The 20,516-nt window shown below is 65.2% G+C and carries 12 protein-coding genes; 10 read left to right on the plus strand and 2 right to left on the minus strand.

Annotated elements, in window-relative coordinates:
* Positions 1 to 33: 33 nt before the first annotated feature.
* The 10 genes from AC54AF_RS07190 (at position 34) to AC54AF_RS07235 (ending at position 15,111) form a co-directional block, all read left to right on the plus strand.
* The gene (locus tag AC54AF_RS07190; RefSeq protein ID WP_496635984.1) at positions 34 to 2,409 is read left to right on the plus strand and encodes a M1 family metallopeptidase; all 2,376 of its coding nucleotides are present in this window, start codon (positions 34 to 36) and stop codon (positions 2,407 to 2,409) included.
* Positions 2,406 to 2,894, plus strand: a complete 489-nt coding sequence (locus AC54AF_RS07195) for a DUF6702 family protein (protein WP_496635985.1) — start codon at positions 2,406 to 2,408, stop codon at positions 2,892 to 2,894. Before AC54AF_RS07190 ends, AC54AF_RS07195 begins: the two co-directional genes overlap by 4 nt.
* A 22-nt stretch (positions 2,895 to 2,916) precedes the next feature.
* Positions 2,917 to 4,953, plus strand: coding sequence for a TonB-dependent receptor (locus AC54AF_RS07200; protein ID WP_496635986.1), 2,037 nt, complete (start codon positions 2,917 to 2,919; stop codon positions 4,951 to 4,953).
* A gap of 105 nt (positions 4,954 to 5,058) precedes the next feature.
* Positions 5,059 to 5,793, plus strand: a complete 735-nt coding sequence (locus AC54AF_RS07205) for a 2OG-Fe dioxygenase family protein (protein WP_496635987.1) — start codon at positions 5,059 to 5,061, stop codon at positions 5,791 to 5,793.
* A 142-nt stretch (positions 5,794 to 5,935) separates the two neighbouring features.
* Complete coding sequence (locus AC54AF_RS07210) at positions 5,936 to 7,297, plus strand: hybrid sensor histidine kinase/response regulator (protein WP_496635988.1); 1,362 nt, start codon at positions 5,936 to 5,938, stop codon at positions 7,295 to 7,297.
* 265 nt (positions 7,298 to 7,562) lie between these two features.
* Positions 7,563 to 8,291, plus strand: coding sequence for a CerR family C-terminal domain-containing protein (locus AC54AF_RS07215; RefSeq protein ID WP_496635989.1), 729 nt, complete (start codon positions 7,563 to 7,565; stop codon positions 8,289 to 8,291).
* On the plus strand, positions 8,288 to 9,700 hold the full coding sequence (locus AC54AF_RS07220) for an efflux transporter outer membrane subunit (protein WP_496635990.1): 1,413 nt from the start codon (positions 8,288 to 8,290) through the stop codon (positions 9,698 to 9,700). Before AC54AF_RS07215 ends, AC54AF_RS07220 begins: the two co-directional genes overlap by 4 nt.
* 13 nt (positions 9,701 to 9,713) lie before the next feature.
* On the plus strand, positions 9,714 to 10,877 hold the full coding sequence (locus AC54AF_RS07225; RefSeq protein ID WP_496635991.1) for an efflux RND transporter periplasmic adaptor subunit: 1,164 nt from the start codon (positions 9,714 to 9,716) through the stop codon (positions 10,875 to 10,877).
* Positions 10,878 to 10,885: 8 nt separating this feature from the next.
* The gene (locus AC54AF_RS07230) at positions 10,886 to 14,002 is read left to right on the plus strand and encodes an efflux RND transporter permease subunit (protein ID WP_496635992.1); all 3,117 of its coding nucleotides are present in this window, start codon (positions 10,886 to 10,888) and stop codon (positions 14,000 to 14,002) included.
* 131 nt (positions 14,003 to 14,133) lie between these two features.
* Positions 14,134 to 15,111 (plus strand): hypothetical protein, encoded by a 978-nt coding sequence (locus AC54AF_RS07235; RefSeq protein WP_496635993.1) that lies wholly within the window; start codon positions 14,134 to 14,136, stop codon positions 15,109 to 15,111.
* Between the two features lie 51 nt (positions 15,112 to 15,162).
* On the opposite strand, the gene AC54AF_RS07240 is transcribed toward AC54AF_RS07235, so the two are convergent.
* Both AC54AF_RS07240 and AC54AF_RS07245 read right to left on the minus strand, forming a co-directional pair.
* Positions 15,163 to 15,903, minus strand: a complete 741-nt coding sequence (locus tag AC54AF_RS07240; protein ID WP_496635994.1) for a tetratricopeptide repeat protein — start codon at positions 15,901 to 15,903, stop codon at positions 15,163 to 15,165.
* A 161-nt stretch (positions 15,904 to 16,064) separates the two neighbouring features.
* Positions 16,065 to 20,516 (minus strand): OmpA family protein, encoded by a 4,452-nt coding sequence (locus tag AC54AF_RS07245; RefSeq protein WP_496635995.1) that lies wholly within the window; start codon positions 20,514 to 20,516, stop codon positions 16,065 to 16,067.

The raw sequence follows: 20,516 nt of genomic DNA on the forward strand, positions 1-20,516 counted from the left end.
CCACTATTTCCTTACAACAACATCAGGGTGGATATGCGCTTATCTTTCAGCTCCGTAGCCTCGTTGGCTCTCTGCTTTACCGTGTCAACCTACGCTGCCGAACCATTCGACGACAAGTTCCGCCAGCTCGAAGAAGTGCTGCCCACCCCGAATACCTACCGCACCGCCTCCGGCGCGCCGGGCCACGCCTACTGGCAGCAGCGCGCCGATTACACGCTCCGCGCCACCCTGGACGAAGCCAAACGCGAGATCGCCGGCAGCGGCAGCATCACCTACCATAACCAGTCGCCCGACACCCTCGGTTACCTGTGGGTGCAACTGGACCAGAATATCTACAAACCCGATTCCGACGCGCGCCGCATGACCACGGCGCCCTCGCGCCAGGCGTGGGCCAGGACGGCGGGTGAAGACACCATGAAATTCGAAGGCTTGCGCGGCATCCTGGCGCGCGGCGACTTCCAGGGCGGCTTCCATATCCGCGCCTTGAAAGGGGCGGATGGCCAACCCCTGAAGTACGTTATCAACCGCACGATGATGCGCATCGACCTGCCGCAGCCCTTGAAACCGGGCCAGGACTTCGTCTTCCAGATCGACTGGGATTACCGCATCAACGAACAGAAGGTGCTGGGCGGGCGCGCCGGCTATGAAGTCTTCGACGACAAGAACGCCCTGTTCGAAGTGGCGCAATGGTTCCCGCGCATGGCGGCCTACTACGACGCGGCCGGCTGGCAGCACAAGCAGTTCCTCGGCTCCGGCGAATTCACGCTGGAGTTTGGCGACTACGACGTGCAGCTGACCGTCCCCGCCGACCATATCGTCGCCGCCACGGGCGAGCTGCAAAATCCGCAGGAGGTGCTCTCGTCCGCGCAGCGCGAACGCCTGGCAAAGGCCCGCGGCAGCGACAAGCCCGTCGTCATCGTCACGCAAAAAGAAGCCGAGGCGGCCGAAAAATCCGTCAGCCGCGCGCAAAAGACGTGGCACTTCAAGGCGGCCAACGTGCGCGACTTCGCCTGGGCTTCGAGCCGCAAGTTCATCTGGGATGCGCAGGGCTACAAGAAGGGCGGCAGCGATGTGATGGCCATGTCCTACTATCCGAAAGAGGGCAATCCCCTGTGGGAAAAGTACAGCACGCAAGCCATCGTGCACACGATCGAACAGTACAACAAGTACAGCATCGATTATCCGTACCCGACGGCCATCTCCGTCAACGGCCCCGTGGGCGGCATGGAGTATCCGATGATCTCGTTCAACGGCCCGCGCCCCGTGAAGGACAAGAAGACGGGCGAGCTGACGTATTCGAAGCGCACCAAGTATGGACTGATCGGCGTGATCATCCACGAGGTGGGCCACAACTACTACCCGATGATCATCAACTCGGACGAGCGCCAGTGGACGTGGATGGACGAAGGCCTCAACACCTTCGTGCAATACCTGGCACAGCAGGCGTGGGAAGAGAACTACCCGGCTTCGCGCGGCGAGCCGCGCGAGATCGTCGACTACATGCGTTCGCGCGACCAGGTGCCGATCATGACCAATTCCGAATCCCTGCTGCAGTTCGGCAACAACGCCTATGCCAAGCCGGCGGCGGGCCTGAACATCCTGCGCGAGACCATCCTCGGACGCGAGCTGTTCGACTACGCGTTCAAGGAATATGCGCAGCGCTGGAAGTTCAAGCGCCCCACGCCCGCCGACTTTTTCCGCACCATGGAAGACGCCTCGGGCACGGACCTGGACTGGTTCTGGCGCGGCTGGTTCTATACTAGCGACCCGGTCGACATCAGTATCGACGGCATCAGCGAATACGGCGTCAGTTCGAAGAATCCCGAAACGGAAAAAGCGTGGAAAAAGGCGCAAAAGGACGCCCAGCCGGAATCCGTCACGAGCCGCGCCAACAAGGGCATGCCGCGCCGTGTCGACGCGCATCCGGAGCTGAAGGATTTCTACAACCAGCACGACGATTTCACGGTGACCAACAGGGACCGCAACGCCTATGCCGAAGCGCTGGCCGCTCTGGAACCGTGGGAAAAGGACTTGCTGAAACAGGGCAAGTACCTGTACTTGGTCGACCTGTCGAACGTGGGCGGCATGGTCATGCCCCTGATACTCGAGATCGAACTGAAAAGCGGCAAGAAGTACGTCGAGCGCGTGCCGGCCGAAGTGTGGCGCTACTCGCCGAAGAAAATCACCAAGGTCGTCATCACCGATGAACCGATGGTGGGCCTGGTGCAGGACCCGTACTGGGAAACGGCCGATATCGACACCAGCAACAATAGCTGGCCGCGACAAATCACGCCATCGCGCCTGGAACTGTTCAAGAGCGAAAAATCGCCCAAGGATAACCTGATGCGCGACTTTCATACGCCGTTGAAAGGCAAGAATGGCGGCTCGGCCAAGGGCGACGAGGCATGAAGCGCTGGCGCGCTCTGGCCGCCGTCCTGCTGGCCTGCGCCAGCATGGCGGCGGGCGCCCACAATTTCCACATGGGCATCGCCGACATCAGCTATAACGCGGCCAGCGGCAGCACGGAAGTGGTGCACACCTACACGGGCCACGATGTCGAGGCGCTGCTGACAAACCTGTACCAGCGCCAGTTCGACCTGGGCCAGGAAGACAGTGAAGCGGCGCTGCGCCGCTATGTCGAAAAACAGTTTTATCTCGTGGGGCCGGATGGCCAGCGCCTGCGCCTGAACTGGGTCGGCATGAAGGTCAACGCCGACAACGTGGTGATCTTCCAGGAGATCGAAGGCACGCGCCTGGCCCCCGCCACGCGCATCCACAATCAGCTGCTGACCGACTTCCTGCCCAGCCAGCGCAATACCCTCAACGTGCAGGACAGCGGCAGCATCCAGACGCTGATGTTCGACCGCCAGACCACGGAACTGCCGATCCGCTAAGCCCTGCCACATCCATACGCCCATGACGCCACGCTCTCTTCCCCTCCTCCTCGCCGCCCTGTTTTCACCTGCCGCCGTCCACGCCGACGACATCTTCCAGCGCGTGCTGGTCGACGGTTCGCGCCTGAACCAGCTGGGCGTGGCCGATTCGGCCAACGCAGGCAGCGTCACGCAAAAGCAGCTCGACGCGCGCACCAGCTACCGGCCCGGCGAATTGCTCGAAGCCGTGCCAGGGCTGATCGTCAGCCAGCATAGCGGCGAGGGCAAGGCCAACCAGTTCTACCTGCGCGGCTTCAACCTCGATCACGGCACGGACCTGCGCACCACCGTCGACGAGATGCCCGTCAACCAGCGCAGTCACGGCCACGGCCAGGGCTGGACGGACCTGAACTTTTTGATCCCCGAACTGGCCATGCGTCTCGACTACAAAAAAGGGCCGTATTCGGCGGAGCAGGGCGATTTCTCCTCGGCCGGCGCGGCATCCATCGTCTACGCGAATCGCCTGACGCAAGGCATCGCCAGCGTGGGCATCGGGCAAAACGGCTTTCGCCGCGCCCTGCTGGCCGATACACTCGATGCGGGCGACGGCAGCCTGCTGTATGCGCTCGAAGCGCAGCACAACGATGGCCCATTCACGCAGCCGGACCGCTACCGCAAGCTCAATGGCGTGCTGCGCTACAGTGTAGGCTATGCCAACAACGGCTACAGCGTCACGGCCATGGCGTATGACGCCAGCTGGAACGCCACCGACCAGATTCCGCTGCGCGCCGTGCAGGACGGTACCTTGGGCCGCTTCGACGCCATCGATGCCAGCGACGGCGGCAAGGCGCAGCGCTACAGCCTGTCGGGCGCCTGGCGCCAGACGACGGACGACGTGTCGTCCAGGGTCAGCGCGTATGTGATCGCCAACCGCCTGGCCCTGTTCTCGAATTTTACGTATGCGATGGACAATCCCGGCAACGGCGACCAGTTCGCCCAGCCCGACCGGCGCGTGACATCCGGCCTGAACGCCAGCCATACCTGGCACCGCCACACGGACAGGGGCAGCAGCGACACCACCATCGGCGTGCAGTTGCAGAACGACAATATCCACAATGGCCTGTACAACACGCGGCAGCGGCAGATCGTATCGACCACGCGGCAAGACCATATCGTCGAATCGAGCATCGGCGTGTATGGCGAAAACAGCACGCGCTGGTCGCGGTCGCTGCGCACCGTGGCCGGCCTGCGCGCGGACGCCTACCGCTTCGACGTGCGCAGCGACCGGCCGGAAAATTCAGGCACGGCCAGCGACCATTTGTTCAGCCCCAGCCTGAGCGTGATCGCCGGGCCGTGGCGCGACACGGAAGCGTATTTCAACATCGGCAATGGTTTTCACAGCAACGACGCGCGCGGCACGACGATCACGTTCGATCCGAAGTCGGGCGAAGCGGCCGACAAGGTCACGCCTCTGGCCCGCTCGCGTGGACTGGAACTGGGCTTGCGCAGCGCCGCCATCGCCGGCCTGCAAACCTCGCTGTCGCTGTACCGCCTGGATTTCGATTCCGAACTGCTGTTCATCGGCGACGCCGGCGCCACCGAGGCGGGCCGCCCCAGCCGCCGCTACGGCATCGAGTTTTCCAGCTACTACAAGGCGGCCAGCTGGCTGTCGCTGGACCTGGACCTGGCGTATGCGCGCGCTCGCTCGCGCGGCAGCGACCCGGCGGGCGACTTCATCCCCGGCGCCATCGAAGGCGTGGCCCAGCTGGCCATGACGGTGACGCCGCCAGGGCCGTGGTCGGGCTCCTTGCGCCTGCGCTACTTCGGTCCGCGCCCGCTGATCGAAGACAACAGCGTGCGCTCCGCGGCCAGCGTGGGCCTGAACGGGCGCCTCGCCTACCAGATCGACAAGACCTTGCGCGTGGAGGTCGAAGGCTACAACCTGGCCAACCGGCGCGACTCGGCCATCGATTACTACTATGCCTCGCGCCTGCCCGGAGAGGCGCAGCCCGTCGACGATATCCACTTCCATCCAGTGGAATCGCGCTCGCTGCGCCTGACCCTGGTAAAGAATTTTTAACGCAACAAGAATAATTCCTGTCGGAGCTAGCACAAGAATTGCCGCGAAGTCGTAGAATGCCAGGCTGGATAAACTGAGACAGGCCGGATTCCGGCCCGCACCGCCATGAGCACTTCCGCACCGATCTTTACCGACCCGTCCCACGTCAAGGACGCCTTGCGCGATGACGGCTATGCCGTCCTGCGCCCGCAGGACGTGGCCGCGCTGGCCGGCTGCCCGCTGGCCGCGCTGCGCGCGCTGGAACCGAGCTGGAACACGCTGGCGCTGGACAATTACCTGAAGGATGGCGGCCGCTATCGCCGCCGGCGCCACTCGTGCTTCGTGCAGGATGGCGAGCGCCTGACGCAGACGGCGCACCGTCCGCACTGGCAACCGGTGGAATACAACGCCCTGCACGGCGGCATGCACCGCCTGTTCGAACCGGTCGAAGCGGCTATCGTCGCCCAGCCAGCCTGGCAACAGCTGATCCGCGCACTGGGCGACGCCTGCTCGCAGGTCAGGGGCAGCCAGCCGTGGTTCATCGAGGCGCACCAGTTCCGCATCGATACGACCGACGGCATCGGCCGCCCCACGCCGGAAGGCGCGCACCGCGACGGCGTCGATTTCGTCGCCGTGCTGCTGATCGGACGCGAACAGGTCAAGGGCGGCGAGACGCGCATCTTCGAAGCCAATGGCCCCAACGGCAAGCGCTTTACCCTGACCGAACCGTGGTCGCTGCTGCTGCTCGACGATGCGGCGGTGATCCACGAATCGACGCCGATCCAGCCCATCGGCGAACATGGCCACCGCGACACGCTCGTGCTGACCTATCGCGCGGGCCAGTTCCAGGGCGAAAACTGACAGGCGGCCACAGCATTTCTTGTGGCCAAAATAGTTACTTGGAAGTTACTTTTGCAGACCTAAATCCGATATAGTCACAGGATGTCGATCTTGCGCGCTCACCGCGCCCAGCATCACCACACTGAAATCCTAGGAGAGGTCTGTGGACTCCAACAATCAAATCAAGCCTGACGAAATCGAGATCCTGATCGTCGAGGACAGCCCGACCCAGGCGGAGCGCTTGCGCCGCCTGATCCAGTCGCTGCACTACAATGCGCGCGTGGCGGCGAATGGCCAGCTGGCCCTGGCCGCCATCCGCGAGCGCAAGCCGCACCTGGTGCTGTCCGATATCGTCATGCCTGAAATGAATGGCTACGACCTGTGCCGCGCCATCAAGTCCGATCCGACCCTGCGCGACATTCCCGTGATCCTCGTCACCTCGCTCAACGATCCGAAGGACATCATCCGCGGCATCGAGTGCGGCGCCGACAATTTCATCCGCAAGCCCTACGCGGAAGACTACCTGCTCAACCGCATCAGCCACATGCTGATGAACCAGAAGCTGCGCAAGAACCAGAACGTGGAAATCGGCATCGCCCTGTACCTGGGCGACCAGAAGCATTTTATCAATGCGGAGCGCCAGCAAATCCTCGACCTGCTGATCTCCACGTATGAACAGGCGGTGCAGGTCAACGGCGAACTGCAAGCGCGCGAGCGCCAGGTTATCGAGCTGAACATGCGCCTGGCGCACCATGCGGCCGAACTGGAAACCATCAACCGCGAAATCGCCCTGAAAAACCTGGAACTGGCCGAAGCGAGCCGCATGAAGTCCGCCTTCATCGCCAACATGTCGCATGAACTGCGCACGCCACTGAACGCCATCATCGGCTTCACGGGCGCGCTGCTGATGAAACTGCCCGGCCCCCTGACGTCGGACCAGGACAAGCAACTCAATACCATCCGCGCCAGCGCGCGCCATCTGCTCTCGCTGATCAACGACATCCTCGACGTGGCCAAGATCGAGGCGGGCAAGCTGACCCTGTCGATCGAGCCCGTGCACTGCCAGGAGCTGATGGCCGACGTGGCCGACACCCTGCGCCCGCTGGCCCAGCAAAAAGGCCTGGTGCTGGAAATGGCGCTGGGAGAAGCGGGCCAGCCGCCCGCCATCATCGACACGGACCGCCGCGCGCTGACGCAAATCCTCATCAACCTGCTCAATAACGCCATCAAGTTCACGGAACAGGGCACGGTGCGCATCAGCCTGTCCCAGCGCGACGAAGACGGCGTGCTGGTGACGGAAATGAGCATCGCCGACAGCGGCGCCGGCATCAAGGAAGAAGACCAGGCCAAGCTGTTCCAGGCCTTCTCGCAGCTCGATTCCACCTCCACGCGCCACGTCGAAGGCGCGGGTCTGGGCCTGTACCTGTGCCAGAACCTGGCCAGCGCCATCGGCGGCGCCCTGTTCTTCAACAGCGACTACGGTTCCGGCAGCACGTTTACGCTGGCCCTGCGCAGCAAGGCCTGACTTTCTGTGCGCCGCAGCATGGAATGCTGATTTTTTGCCATCCAAGAGAGACCAGTACCGTAGTTCTACGGTATTGCACCGCACCATTTTCAGCGCTATAGTGGAACTGTCTCCTCCAATTCGTTCTCCGAACATTGGATTGCGCCCGCGAATACAACCGCGGGCTTTTTTTTGCCTGCGTTTTCCACGCATCTTCATCTTTTCTTAACTAAATCGACCGGTTTAGTTATATCAATCGTTTGAGATATATGATTAAATCTCCGGCATGATTGAAAAAAACGCCACCCCCACTTCCCATGCCGACGACGGGCGCAAGCCCCGTTCCGACGGCGAGCAGTCGCGCGAGCGGCTGCTGCATAGCGCCATCCGCCTGTTTGCCGAGCAGGGCTACGCCAAGACGTCGACGCGCGAACTGGCGCAGGCGGCCGGCACCAACGCGGCCGCCATCAGCTATTATTTTGGCGACAAGGCGGGCCTGTACCGCGCCGCCTTCTCCCATCAACTATCGAATCCCCAAGACAATATCGCCCTGTACGAGCAACCCCATTTCACCCTGCGCCAAAGTCTGGAAGGCTTTTATGCGCAATTGCTCGCCCCCATGCAGCAGGGAGAAATCGCGCGCGACTGCATGCGCCTGTGGTGCCGCGAGATGCTCGAACCGACGGGCCTGTGGGCGCGCGAGGTCGACCAGAACATCCGTGCCGAACACGAGGCGCTCACGCGCGTGCTGGCACGCCACCTGGGCGCGCCCGACGACAGCGACGACATGCACCGCCTGGCCTTTTCCATCGCCTCGCTGGCCCTGCAGCACATGGTGGGCGCCGAGGTGCTGCACACCTTGCGCCCGCAACTGATGGAAACGCCGCACGCCATCGATACCTGGCTGGCGCGCATGACCGACTACGCGCTGGCCATGGCCGACGTGGAGCGCCGGCGCCTGGCCCTTCCCCCCTCTCCCCCCACCGCTCAACGACAAGCAGAAGGACCAGCATGACGACTATTCAATGCACCGTTCAACGCGTCCTGGCCGCCAGCATCGTGCTGGCGCTGGGCGGTTGCGCCCTGCAGGGGCCACCCGCAACGGTGGCCGCCGGCACGCCCGCGCAGTGGCAGGCGCCGCTGCCGCATAACGGCAAGCTGACGGACCTGTCCACCTGGTGGCAAGGCCAGGGCGACAGTCTGCTGGTGGAACTGATCACCGATGCGCAACAGGTCAGCCCGACCATCGCCGCCGCCGGCACGCGCATCGCGCAGGCGCGCGCCGACAGCATCGGCAGCGGCGCCGCGCTGGCGCCCAAGCTCGACGCGACGGGCAGCGTGGTGCGCACCAGCCAGCAATCGGCCCAGCCCAGCGGCACCACCTCGCAGGCCGCGCTGCAGGCGTCGTGGGAAATCGACGTCTTCGGCGCCAACCGCGCCACGCGCGATGCGGCGCAGGAGCGCTACGACAGCGCCCGCGCGCTCTGGCATGAGGCCCGCGTTTCGGTCGCCGCCGAAGTGGCGAACCAGTACTACGCCTTGCGCACCTGCCAGCAATTGCAGGCCGTGTCCGAGCAGGACGCCGTCTCGCGCCGCGACTCGGCACGCCTGACGGAATTGAGCGCCGGCGCCGGCTTCCAGCCGCCCGCCAACGCCGCGCTGGCCCGCGCCAGCGCCGCCGAAGGCGCCAGCCGCGCCATCGAACAGCGGGCCGCCTGCGACGTGAATGTCAAGGCGCTGGTGGCCCTGTCGGCCATGCCGGAAGCGTCGCTGCGCCAGAAGCTGGCGGCCAGCCCGGCGGTCCTGCCATCGCCCGTGGCGATTGCGCAACTGCCGGCGCAAACCCTGGGCCAGCGTCCCGACATCTACAGCGCCGAACGCGAAGTGGCGGCGGCCAGCTTCGAAGTGCGCGGCGCGCAGGCGCAGCGCTATCCCCGCCTGAGCCTGGCCGGCTCCATCGGCAAGGGCAATATCCGCGCTGGCGGCAGCAGCATCACGGCCAGCACCTGGAGCATCGGCCCGCTGGCCGTCAGCCTGCCCATCTTCGACGGCGGCACCCGCCGCGCCCAGGTCGATGCCGCCACCGCGCGCTACGACGAGGCGGTGGTGAAATACCGCGCCGGCGTGCGCCAGGCCGTGCGCGAAGTGGAAGAAGCGCTGGTCAACCTGGCCAGCACGGACGAGCGCAGCAGCTACGCCAAGACGGCCCTGGAAGGCTACCGCGTGTCGTTCGTCGCCACCGAGGACCGCTACAAGAACGGCCTGGCCAGCCTGATCGAACTGGAAGACGCGCGCCGCACGCGCCTGGCCGCCGAAAACACGGTGGTGAACCTCGAGCGCGAACGCAGCGCCGCCTGGGTGGCACTGTACCGCGCCGCCGGCGGCGGCTGGAACAGCAGCGCCATCGCCAACAACGCACCTTGACGGATACGACAACATGAAAAAACAGACCTTGAAACCGATGGCTCTCGCCCTGGCCGCCCTTTGCGTGATGCTGGGCGCCGGCGTTACCCTGTACTCCCCGTCCTCCACGGCGGCCGACGAGGCCAAAGATAAAAAAGCGGCGCAAAAGCCGGCCCTCACCGTCACCACGGCCAAGCCGCAAACGGCCAGCCTGCCCATCAAGCTGAAGGCCAACGGCAACGTGGCCGCCTGGCAGGAAGCCGTCATCGGCAGCGAATCGAACGGCTTGCGCCTGACGGACGTGCGCGTGAACGTCGGTGACGTGGTGCGCGCCGGCCAGGTGCTGGCCGTATTCTCGAACGACACGGTGAATGCCGACGTGGCGCAGGCCAAGGCCGCCGTGCTGGAAGCGGAAGCGAATGCGGCGGAAGCGGTGGCTAACGCGCAGCGCGCCCGCTCGCTGCAAAGCACGGGCGCCATCAGCGCGCAGCAGATCAGCCAGTACCTGACGGCAGAACAGACGGCCAACGCGCGCATCGCATCCGCCAAGGCGCAGCTGGCGTCGCAGCAGCTGCGCCTGAAATACACGCAGGTGGTGGCGCCCGACAGCGGCATCATTTCCTCGCGCTCGGCTACCGTCGGGTCGGTGGTGGGCGCCGGCACGGAATTGTTCCGCATGATCCGCCAGGGCCGCCTCGAATGGCGCGCCGAAGTGACGGCCACCGAGCTTATGAGCCTGAAACCGGGCACCCTGGCGCAGGTCAAGGCGGCCAATGGCAGCGTTTTGACGGGCAAGGTGCGCATGATCGCCCCTACCGTCGATCCGCAGACGCGTTACGCCCTCGTGTACGTGGACCTGCCGGCCAGCACCGGCAACAATGCGCCGTTCAAGGCAGGCATGTACGCCAGCGGCGAATTCGAACTGGGCACCTCGGGCGCGCTGACGGTGCCGCAGCAGGCGATTGCCGTGCGCGACGGCTTCAGTTATGTCTTCCGCCTCAATGCCGACCAGCGGGTCAGCCAGATCAAGGTGCAGGCAGGTCGGCGCCTGAGCGACCGCATTGAAATCCTCGGCGGCATCACGGCCGACACGACGATTGTCGTCAGCGGCGCCGGCTTCCTCAATGACGGAGATTTGGTCCGCAATGTGAAGAACCCGGTTCAGACGCCGGTGGCAGCAGCGGCAGCGAAAAAGTAAGGAAAGCCATGAATTTTTCCTCCCTCTCGATCAAGAATCCGATCCCGGCCATCATGCTGTTCGTGCTGCTGACCCTGGCCGGTCTGCTGGCCTACAAGGCCAATCCGGTGCAGGATTTCCCCGACATCGAACTGCCCATCGTCACCGTCAGCGCGGTGCTGCCCGGCGCCGCGCCGGCCCAGCTGGAAACGGAAGTGGCGCGCAAGATCGAAGACTCCGTCGCCACCCTGCAAGGCGTGAAAAACATCTACACCAAGGTGCTCGATGGCGTCGTCACGGTGACCGTCGAATTCATCCTGGAAAAGCAGATCGCCGAAGCCGTCAACGATGTGCGCGACGCCGTCGCGCGGGTCAAGGCGGACATGCCGGCCGAGCTGCGCGACCCCACCGTCACCAAGGCTTCCACGGCAGGGCGCGTGGTGCTGACCTTTATCGCCACGGCGAAAGGGGGCGTCGACAATCCGCTCGACTCTCCCGACCTGTCCTGGTTCGTCGACAACACGGTGGCCAAGCGCCTCCTGACGGTGCCAGGCGTGGGCGCCGTCACCCGCGTCGGTGGCGTCTACCGCGAGATCCAGGTGGAACTCGACGAAGCGCGCATGGCGGCATTGAAGGTGTCGGCCCTCGACGTCTCGCGCCAGCTGCGCCTGGTGCAGCGCGAAGCGCCTGGCGGGCGGGGCGACGTCAGCGGCGCCGAGCAGTCGGTGCGCACCATCGCCACCGTGAAAACGGCCGATGAACTGTCGCGCGTGGAAGTGCCGCTGCCGGACGGCCGCCATGTGCGCCTGGACCAGGTGGCCACGGTGCGCGACACCATCGCCGAACCGCGCGCACTGGCCGAGCAGGATGGCAAGACCGTCGTCGCCTTTGAAGTGTTCCGCACCAAGGGCGCCAGCGAAGTGGCCGTCGCCAAGGGCGCGCGCGACGCCATCGCCGACCTGCAGAAGGAAAACCCGAACGTGGTGCTGCAGCAGTCGATCGACAATGCCTTCCCCGTCGAGGAAAACTTCGACGGCTCGATGGAGCTGCTGTACGAAGGCGCGCTGCTGGCCGTGCTGGTGGTGTGGTGGTTCCTGCGCGACTGGCGCGCCACCCTGGTGGCCGCCGCTGCCCTGCCCCTGTCGGTGATGCCGGCGTTCCTCGGCATCTACTGGTTCGGCTACACGCTCAATACCGTCACCCTGCTGTCGCTGGCCCTGGTCGTCGGCGTGCTGGTCGACGACGCCATCGTGGAAATCGAAAACATCGAGCGCCATCTGCGCATGGGCAAGTCGCCCATGCAAGCGGCCATGGAAGCGGCCGACGAAATCGGCATGGCGGTGATCGCCACCACCTTCGCGCTGGTGGCCGTGTTCCTGCCGACGGCCTTCATGAGCGGCATTCCCGGCCTGTTCTTCAAGCAGTTCGGCTGGACGGCCGTGCTGGCCGTGCTGGCCTCGCTGGTGGTGGCGCGCCTGCTCACGCCGATGATGGCGGCCTACATCCTGAAACCGCTGCCGCACAAGAAAGAACAGGATGGCTGGCTGATGACGCGCTACCTGCACGTGATGCGCTGGTGCCTGAACCACCGCGGCATCACGGCCATCGCCGCGGCCCTGTTCTTTGTCGGCGCCATCGCGCTGGTGCCGCTGCTGCCGACGGGCTTCGTGCCGGCCGCCGACCGCGCGCAGACGCAGATCAACCTGGAACTGCCGCCCGGCTCCACCCTGGCCGAAACGCAAGCCGTGGCAGCCCTGGCGCGCGATGCGGCCATGCAAACGCCGGGCATCCAGGGCGTCTTCAGTTCGATTGGCGGCGGCTCCAGCGGCGACGCCTTCGCCCCCGGCGCTGCGGCCGAGGCGCGCCGCGCCGTGCTGACCCTGACCACCGTGCACCGCACGGAGCGCAAGGAATCGATGGCGGACCTGGAAACGCAGCTGCGCCAGAAGCTCGATACGATTCCCGGCGCCCGCTTCACGGTGGGACCGCCCGACACGGGCGTCAAGATGCAACTGGTGCTGCGCTCGGAAGATCCGGTGGCTTTGACGACGGCGGCGCAAAAGGTCGAGCGCGAGCTGCGCGGCCTGAAAGGCATCGGCAACGTCAATTCCAGCGCCTCGCTGGTGCGTCCGGAAATCATCGTGCGTCCCGATTTCGCCAAGGCGGCCGACCTGGGCGTGACGGCGGCAGCCATCGGCGAAACGGTGCGCGTGGCCACGGCCGGCGACTACGATACGGACCTCACCAAAATGAACCTGCCCGAGCGGCAAGTGCCGATCCGCGTCAAGCTGCCCAACAGCGTGCGCGCCGACCTGGCCGCCATCGAGCGCCTGACGGTGCCCGGCAAGAATGGCCCCGTGCGCCTGGCGAACGTGGCCACGGTGACGATGGAAAGCGGCCCGGCGCAGATCGACCGTTTGAACCGCAGCCGCAACGTGACCCTCGACGTGGAGCTCGGTTCGCGCACCCTCGGCGAATTGAACGTGGAAGCGCGCGCCCTGCCGTCGATGAAGAATCTGCCGCCGTCCGTGAAGATCGCCGAACTGGGCGACGCGCAGGAAATGGCCTCGCTGTTCGCCAGCTTCGGCCTGGCCATGCTGATCGGCGTGCTGTGCATCTACTGCGTGCTGGTGCTGCTGTTCAAGGATTTCATGCAGCCGGTGACCATCCTGGCGGCGCTGCCGCTGTCGATCGGCGGCGCCTTCGTGGCGCTGCTGATCACGGGCAGCGCCCTGTCGATGCCGTCGATGATCGGCCTGATCATGCTGATGGGGATCGTCACCAAGAACTCGATCCTGCTGGTCGACTATGCGATCCTGGCGCGCCAGGCGGGCATGAACCGCTTCGATGCGCTGGTCGACGCTTGCCACAAACGTAGCCGCCCCATCCTGATGACGACGATCGCCATGGGCGCCGGCATGATGCCGCTGGCGCTGGGCTGGGGTGCCGACCCCAGCTTCCGTTCGCCAATGGCCATTACCGTCATCGGCGGCCTGATCACCTCGACTTTACTGAGCCTGCTGGTGGTGCCGGCCGTGTTCACTTACATCGACGACCTGGAGCATCTGCTCAAGCGCGGCATGGCGAAACTGCGCCGCGAGAAGGCGCCGCTGCGGCGCGATGACAAGGTGGCGCTGGAAAAGTAGGCGCCGCCATTGTTTGCAAAATCGCCCCCTGCGGGCAAGGAAGCGAAGGACCGGCCGCCAGGCCGCGCTCCCTCGCTTCCATCTATCTGGCATACTGCGCCCATTCTCCATGAACGCAATCTGCCCTGCCTATGAATTACCGCACCCCGCTCGTCCTGCTGATGGTCTCCGCACTGCTCGGCGCCTGCTCGGACAAGACCGCCCCCGCCAGCGCCGAGCTGGCAGCTGACGTGGTCAGCGATGTTCCCGCAGCCACTGCCGCTGACGATGCGGCATCTGCCGAGCACGTGCCGCCGCCGGCCGCCACCGCGCCCAAGACGGAAGAGATGAACACGCCGCAGGCGCGCAAGCGCGAGGCGGACATGATGCGTGCCGTCTTCGGCAAGGACTACCGTGGCGACAGCGACGATGCGCTGGCCGACCTGCCCGACCCTGATAACCACGTCGACAAACTCAGTTACGTGGTCAGCGCCGTCAGCCACAAGCTGCTGCCCGATGGCCGCGCCATCCTGGTGGCGAATGCGGAAACGGCCAACACGGAAGGCACGGCGGAATCGGCGCATGCCTCGTCGGGACTGTTGAACGTCTTTTTCCTGGCGCCCAAGGGCCAGCCGGAAGACGGCCAGTGGCAAGTCGTGAAACGCCTGGAAAACATCGCCGCCCTCGGTTCGTCCGGGCAGCTGGGCGAAGTCCACTGGGTCATGCTGGGCGCGAACAAGCCGGGACTGGCGATCCGCCACGGCTATACGGGCCAGGGCTACACCATCACGCAACTGGCCCTGTTTGAAATCGGCGACGGCAAGGTGACCGCGCTCGATGGCGGCATGGACCTGTACTCGGACAATATGGGCGCCTGCACCCCGGACATGGAGGAATGCTGGATGGTCGAAGGCACGTGGCGCTTCGCCCCCGCGCGCAATGGCGGCGCCTACGACGACTTGCTGATCGATTTCAAGGGCGCTTCCGAGAAGATCAAGCCCGGCGCCACGGTCAAGCCGGACGAAGACCCGCCGCGCATCGCCACGCCACTGAACGGTCAGGCGCGCTATGGCTTCGATGGCAAGGGATACAAATTAATTGAAGGGAAAAATACGGTGCCTGGCGTGTAATGGGGCCAGCACCGGGGCCAGACCCGCCGGGTCTGACCCCGCGCAAGCCAGCTACCCGCGTGCCGCCTCCAGGCGCGCCAGCAGCGGCGCATACATGGCGCGCGTATGGCTGCTCCAGCGAGCCATGGCGCTGTCGATATCGAGCAGCAGGCGTTCCGACAGCACCTTGTCGCCCTGCTGCAGCGCCCAGATCGCGCACTCGGCGCGGCATTCGAAGCTGTTGTAACGCGTCAGCGCATCATCGAATTCCGCCTTCGCTTCTTGCTGTCGCCCGCTTTGCGCCAGCGCGCGCGCCGTCAGCAGGGACACCATCTCGGGACGGAAATGGATATCCGTGCGGCGGATGAATTCCAGGTGTGTCAGCGCTTCGGCGCCCCGTTCGCATTCCAGATAGGCACGCGCCGCGCCCAGGCGAATTTCCAGGTCCGATGAAAACGCGCCCTGCAGGCAGGCTTCATACGTCGATGCCGCTTCGCGCGCATCGCCCGCTTCGAGCAGCGCGCTGGCCAGGCGCATCTGGTTTTGCGCCGTCGGCGTGTATTCGAAAGCGGCTTTCGCCTCGCGCAGTTCGCGGTTCGGATCGAGCACCTGCACGGCCACCGACGCGACCTTGCGCGCGCCTTGCGGAAGGCGCGAATTGGACAGGTAGATGGCGAAGAAATACACCACGCTGCCCAGCAGCGGAAACATGAATAGAATGAGCAGCCAGTACAGCTGCTGCCCGTTGCGCACCACGTGAACGGCAAAAAATACCGCGATCAGGATGTGGATGCCTATGCCAAAAATCGTCATGCTGCGACCTCGTTCGTGACGGGAGCAGCTGGCACCATGCCGCCGCTTTCCCTGACTCAATATTACACCGGCCGCCGCGACAAGCTCGCCGGGGAGGCACGCGAACGGCGAAAGCAGGACAGCCGCGAGACTGTCCTGCTTCCCTTGCGTGTCGATGGACGTCAAAAAGTGCTGATGGCGTTCAGGAACCAGCCCCGGCTGCGATACGACAAATCCGTCAAATCGTCCGAGAAGGTCGTGAAGTTGTAGCCGATGCCGAGCTTGGCGTGCTTCGCCACGTGCCGGTAGACGCCGATCAGGGCGCCGGCGCGCGCATCCCCCGCCTCGCGTGCCTTCAGCCTGCGTCCCTCGATCAGGGCGTCCCACTCCTTGACGATATGCATATCGGCGCGCAGCACCAGCAATTCCGCGCGGCTGGAGAACCAGTCGCCTTGCGTCTTCGACGCCCGCAGCTGGCCCGTGCGCACACCAAATTTTCCGCCCACGGACAGCCATGGCCTGACGTCATACGTCGTATCGACATTCAGGATATGGCTTTTCTGCGTGTAATCAAGCACCCCGCCCGTGACGCCGTCAACCTGGCCTGGCGATGGCAGGTTGTAAAAGTACGTGTACTTGAACAGGGTGTTCCAGCGGTCGTTATCGACCGGACGATAGGCCGCGCCCGTCACGACTTCCGTGTAATCGCCATCGTAGAAGGCACCCCGCGTGGAGCTGCTGCGCGACAGATTGAACTTGCCCAGCAGGCGCCAATCGCGGTCCAGCTGGTAGCTCAGGGCATTGCGCGTCAGCCACACCTTGCGGTGTTCGCTGTTCGCGTCCGTGACGCAGCCGCCGTCAGCCGGCACGCCAGCACAGCTGCCATCTACCGTTCCCAGCGACTTCGTACGGTCGGTGCGGAACTCCAGTGCGCTGGAAAATTTCAGCCGCTCGTAGGCATACGCCGCCGTCAGGCCGATGGCATCGCGCTTCAAGTCGCCCGACAGGGGATTCGACAGGGTACCCGTCTCGAACTTGACGCCCGTGGTCCAGCGCTCGGTGGGTGCCAGATCCACCCCGAACGCGTGCGTCAGGCTTTGCGGCCCCGCGCCATTGCCCCAGCGGCTTTCCGCAAACAGGCCCGCCTTGTCATTCAGGCGATAGCGGCTGCCCGCCGTCAAAGTGGACTGGCGGCCGCTGTAGTTCACGTCCGGCGTTTCCGTCTCCATGCGGTAGTTCAGGTAAACGCTGCTGCGCTCATCCATCTGCATGTTGCCGAACAGCTGGCCACCCACGCCGCCGCTGCCGCCCGACGCTTCCGCTCCCAGGCGCAGGCGTTCGCTCACCTGATAGGTGCCCCCCAGTCCCGCGCGGTCATTCAGGGCGCGGTTGCCGCTGCGCGACAAAGTATGCTGCACGAAGCCATACATGTCCCACGGCGCATACAGCAATCCTGCCACGCGCGCCGATGCCACGCCGGAAGCGAGCGTGGTGTCGGGGCCGTACTGCGGACCGCCAGCCATGCCCGCCTCGCGGCCCTGTGTCACCAGCTGGCCCGTGATGCCGCCTTCCAGGCCCTGCTGCGGCACGCTGCTCGACGCCGGTGTCTTTTCCAGCGCGCCGTCCCGGGCTTGCTGGCCCTCCTGCAGTGGCCGGTAGTCGATGCGCAACACGGCGTCGCTACGCCCGCCATCCTGGCTCAGGATGGCGCTGGCATTGTCCCGGCCCGCGCCAGCGGCATTCTCGCGGCTGTCGTGCCGCAGGCCTGCCGACACGCCCCACTCGGCATCGAGCTTGTGGCGCAGTGCCGCTTCCACTGCGCGCGCATCCTGGCTGGCGGCCGTGCGGTCGTCCGCCTTCAGCGACATTTCCGTGCGTTCGCCCAGCGGCAAGGTCGCCACCAGGCCCGTTTGCCGCACGGCCTCGCCGTTCAGTGTCTGCATGCCCGGTCCCGCGTAACCGGCTTCGCGGTCCTGCCAGTAGGCGGCGATACGGCCGCGCGCCGCGCCGCCCAGGTCAGCCAGGTCCAGCGCACCGTCGAAGCGCTTCGCGTTGGCGGGGCGTCCGCCCGCCGTCGTCTGGTTGAAATCAAAACCGCCGCTCGATGAACTGAGCACGCTGCTGGCATCGCCGCTGGAACGGGCAGCCTCGGCCTTGATCCAGGTGCCCGGCTTGTAGCGCAGGGTCAGGTCCAGCTCCTTGAGGGTCTGGTCCGAACCCTGTTCGCCCTGGTGGTAATTGCTGGCGCCGATGCGCACATGGTCGTTGAACCAGTGGCTGGCGCGCACCCCCACCGAGGTGCCGGAAATGGCGCTCAGGCCCGGCACGTATTCATACGTCGCCACCAGGTAGACGGGGTTGCCGCTCAGGCTGGCGCTTTGCACCAGTGCGCCGCCATCGGCCACGGAGGACAGCGGCGAGCGCAAGGTCAGGCGTCCCTGCAGGTAATTGATTTCATAATCCTGCGAGGGCGTCAGCTGGATGCGTTCGATCACCAGGCCCGAATCCTTGTCGCGCACTTCCACCCACAGGCGTTCCGACCCCTGCGTCAGATCCAGGTGGCGCAGATAGTATTGCGAACCGCCCGTGCCGCGAAAATCCTCGCGCGACTGCAAGGTGCCCGGCGAAGCGGCAAAGGCGTTGACCGTGCTGGCCTTTTCGCCATGGCTGGTGCTGGCGGCGCCATTCCACAGCAGATTGGCGCCATACAGGCCACGGCTGTACTGGGCCAGTTCCGAGCCGCTCCAGGTGGTCTGGAAATTTCCCCACATGACAGACGAATCGCCTTTTTCCAGGCGCACGTAAAAGCGTCCCTGGGTTGGCGCGTCGTCAACGGTGGTACTGTCGTCGCCGTACACGGGATAGTATTTATCCGGATCGATGCGGCGCAACAGATAGTTCGGATCCTTGCTCTGGAAGTTGTGAAACAGGTCGCGCAGCGGCTGCTCGCGCGTGTCGGCACTCGCCGTCAGCAGATAGTCGCCCTTGATCTTGCCCTTCAGGTAAAACGCGCCGCGGCCGTCGGCCCAGGTCTCGTTCTTATAGTGCTGCGTGTCGCCCGTGACCAGTTCAGCCGGCCCCTTGGTGCGGTCGCGGCCAATGGTCAGGTCGGCCAGCGCCACATAGAACCAGTCGCTGTCGGCGATATTCAGGTTGCGGCGGAAGGTCATGCCCGCCCCGCCGGCATCCTTCACGGCCACTTCCACCGTATGCGGGCCAGGACGCATGATCTGGCGCATGGCGAACTTGCCGTTGGCGTCGACCGGCACGGCCATGCCCAGCGCCGTCACCTGCTGGCCAGGCCTGATCTTCTCGCCGCTGATGGTGACGCTGCCGCCCGATGCATCGATATTGCGCAGGATCAGACTCGACTCGCCCCAGCCGGCCAACGCTTCGCCGCCGGCCTTCTTGCCCGGCGCGTCGACCGGCGCCACGTCGAGCAGGCGCAGTGGCTGAAGGCGCGTCTCGTCGAACTTGCCGCTACTGTCGTACACGCGCAGCAGGTAGCCTGTCTGCTGCGGCGCATCAGCCGGCGCCTGCCAGGCTGCGGCTTCCCCCATCGTCACGGGAACGATGGCAAATGGCTGTTCCTGCGTACCCTGTCCCTTGGCGAAAATGCGGATCTCGGCGCGCTGCTGGAAAAACGCGTAGTTGGTGTAGGTGCCAAAACGCACAGGCGCCTGGCGCTGCGCGTAGGGTGCCGCCAGCCAGACGTTCAAGGCCGGCGCAACGTTCAGGGGATCGTACTTGACCTGGATATCGGAGCGCTCCAGCGCTACGTCGACGCAACGCTGGCGGTCCGCCTCCTGCTGCAGCGTATCGGTTTCCTGCACCACGCCGTCAATGCTGATGGAGAAGGCCGCATCGCGGTTGGCCGCCTGGCTGGCGACGGCGCAATCGTCGGTCTGCACCAGCGTCTCGATGCGCCTGGCGGGCGGGCTGTCCACGGCAGGCAGTTCGACGGCTTCCTCGAACCATGCACGGATTTCCGTGCGGCGGTTCTGCGCCATGCCTTGCGGCGTGGCGTTCGACGCGATTGCCTCGCTCTCGCCCTTGCCGCTGGCGGAAAAGGCCGATGCCGGCAAGTCCAGTGCGCGCATCAGATAGGCCGTGACGGCGAGCGCGCGCGCCTCCGACAAATGCTGGTTCGTCGGGAAAGTCGGCTTCAGCCAGGCGGCGATGCGCTGGTTATCCGTATGCCCGATCACCTGCACGCGCACCTTCTGCTTGCCGCGCAAGCGTGCGGCAAGCGCGTCCAGCCGGGCCGTGGCGGCCGGCAGCAGCACATCGCGGCCGGACTCGAAATTGGTGCCCGACAGCAGGTCGTCAAAGGTCACGCTCTGCTGCGCCGGCGCGGCCGGCGGCACCGCCTCCAGGATCACGCGGCGCTCGGCGCGGCTCAGGCCAGACGGCGCCAGGCCGCTGAAAGCCGGCGACTCCTGCTCCCCGCTCGATGGCTGCTGCGCCCCCATGCTTTGGCCGTGGTCCCGCATTTTTCCCCGCAGCGCGTGCTCATTTGCCTGTTGCGCATGCGCGCCCAGACAGACAAAGCCTATGCTGCCGAGCAAATACACGAGCCGCTTGGGGGCCGGCCTGGCTGCCGCTTTGAGGGTGCCTTGATTGCTAACGTTCAT

Source organism: Janthinobacterium sp. JF4 (assembly GCF_059617925.1).

What these genes read in the sequence shown, in the direction of transcription:
- AC54AF_RS07190 (WP_496635984.1), top strand. Translation starts at nt 34, where the DNA reads ATGCGCTTATCTTTCAGCTCCGTAGCCTCGTTGGCTCTCTGCTTTACC.
- AC54AF_RS07195 (WP_496635985.1), top strand. Translation starts at nt 2,406, where the DNA reads ATGAAGCGCTGGCGCGCTCTGGCCGCCGTCCTGCTGGCCTGCGCCAGC.
- AC54AF_RS07200 (WP_496635986.1), top strand. Translation starts at nt 2,917, where the DNA reads ATGACGCCACGCTCTCTTCCCCTCCTCCTCGCCGCCCTGTTTTCACCT.
- AC54AF_RS07205 (WP_496635987.1), top strand. Translation starts at nt 5,059, where the DNA reads ATGAGCACTTCCGCACCGATCTTTACCGACCCGTCCCACGTCAAGGAC.
- AC54AF_RS07215 (WP_496635989.1), top strand. Translation starts at nt 7,563, where the DNA reads ATGATTGAAAAAAACGCCACCCCCACTTCCCATGCCGACGACGGGCGC.
- AC54AF_RS07220 (WP_496635990.1), top strand. Translation starts at nt 8,288, where the DNA reads ATGACGACTATTCAATGCACCGTTCAACGCGTCCTGGCCGCCAGCATC.
- AC54AF_RS07225 (WP_496635991.1), top strand. Translation starts at nt 9,714, where the DNA reads ATGAAAAAACAGACCTTGAAACCGATGGCTCTCGCCCTGGCCGCCCTT.
- AC54AF_RS07230 (WP_496635992.1), top strand. Translation starts at nt 10,886, where the DNA reads ATGAATTTTTCCTCCCTCTCGATCAAGAATCCGATCCCGGCCATCATG.
- AC54AF_RS07235 (WP_496635993.1), top strand. Translation starts at nt 14,134, where the DNA reads ATGAATTACCGCACCCCGCTCGTCCTGCTGATGGTCTCCGCACTGCTC.
- AC54AF_RS07240 (WP_496635994.1), bottom strand. Translation starts at nt 15,903, where the DNA reads ATGACGATTTTTGGCATAGGCATCCACATCCTGATCGCGGTATTTTTT.
- AC54AF_RS07245 (WP_496635995.1), bottom strand. Translation starts at nt 20,516, where the DNA reads ATGAACGTTAGCAATCAAGGCACCCTCAAAGCGGCAGCCAGGCCGGCC.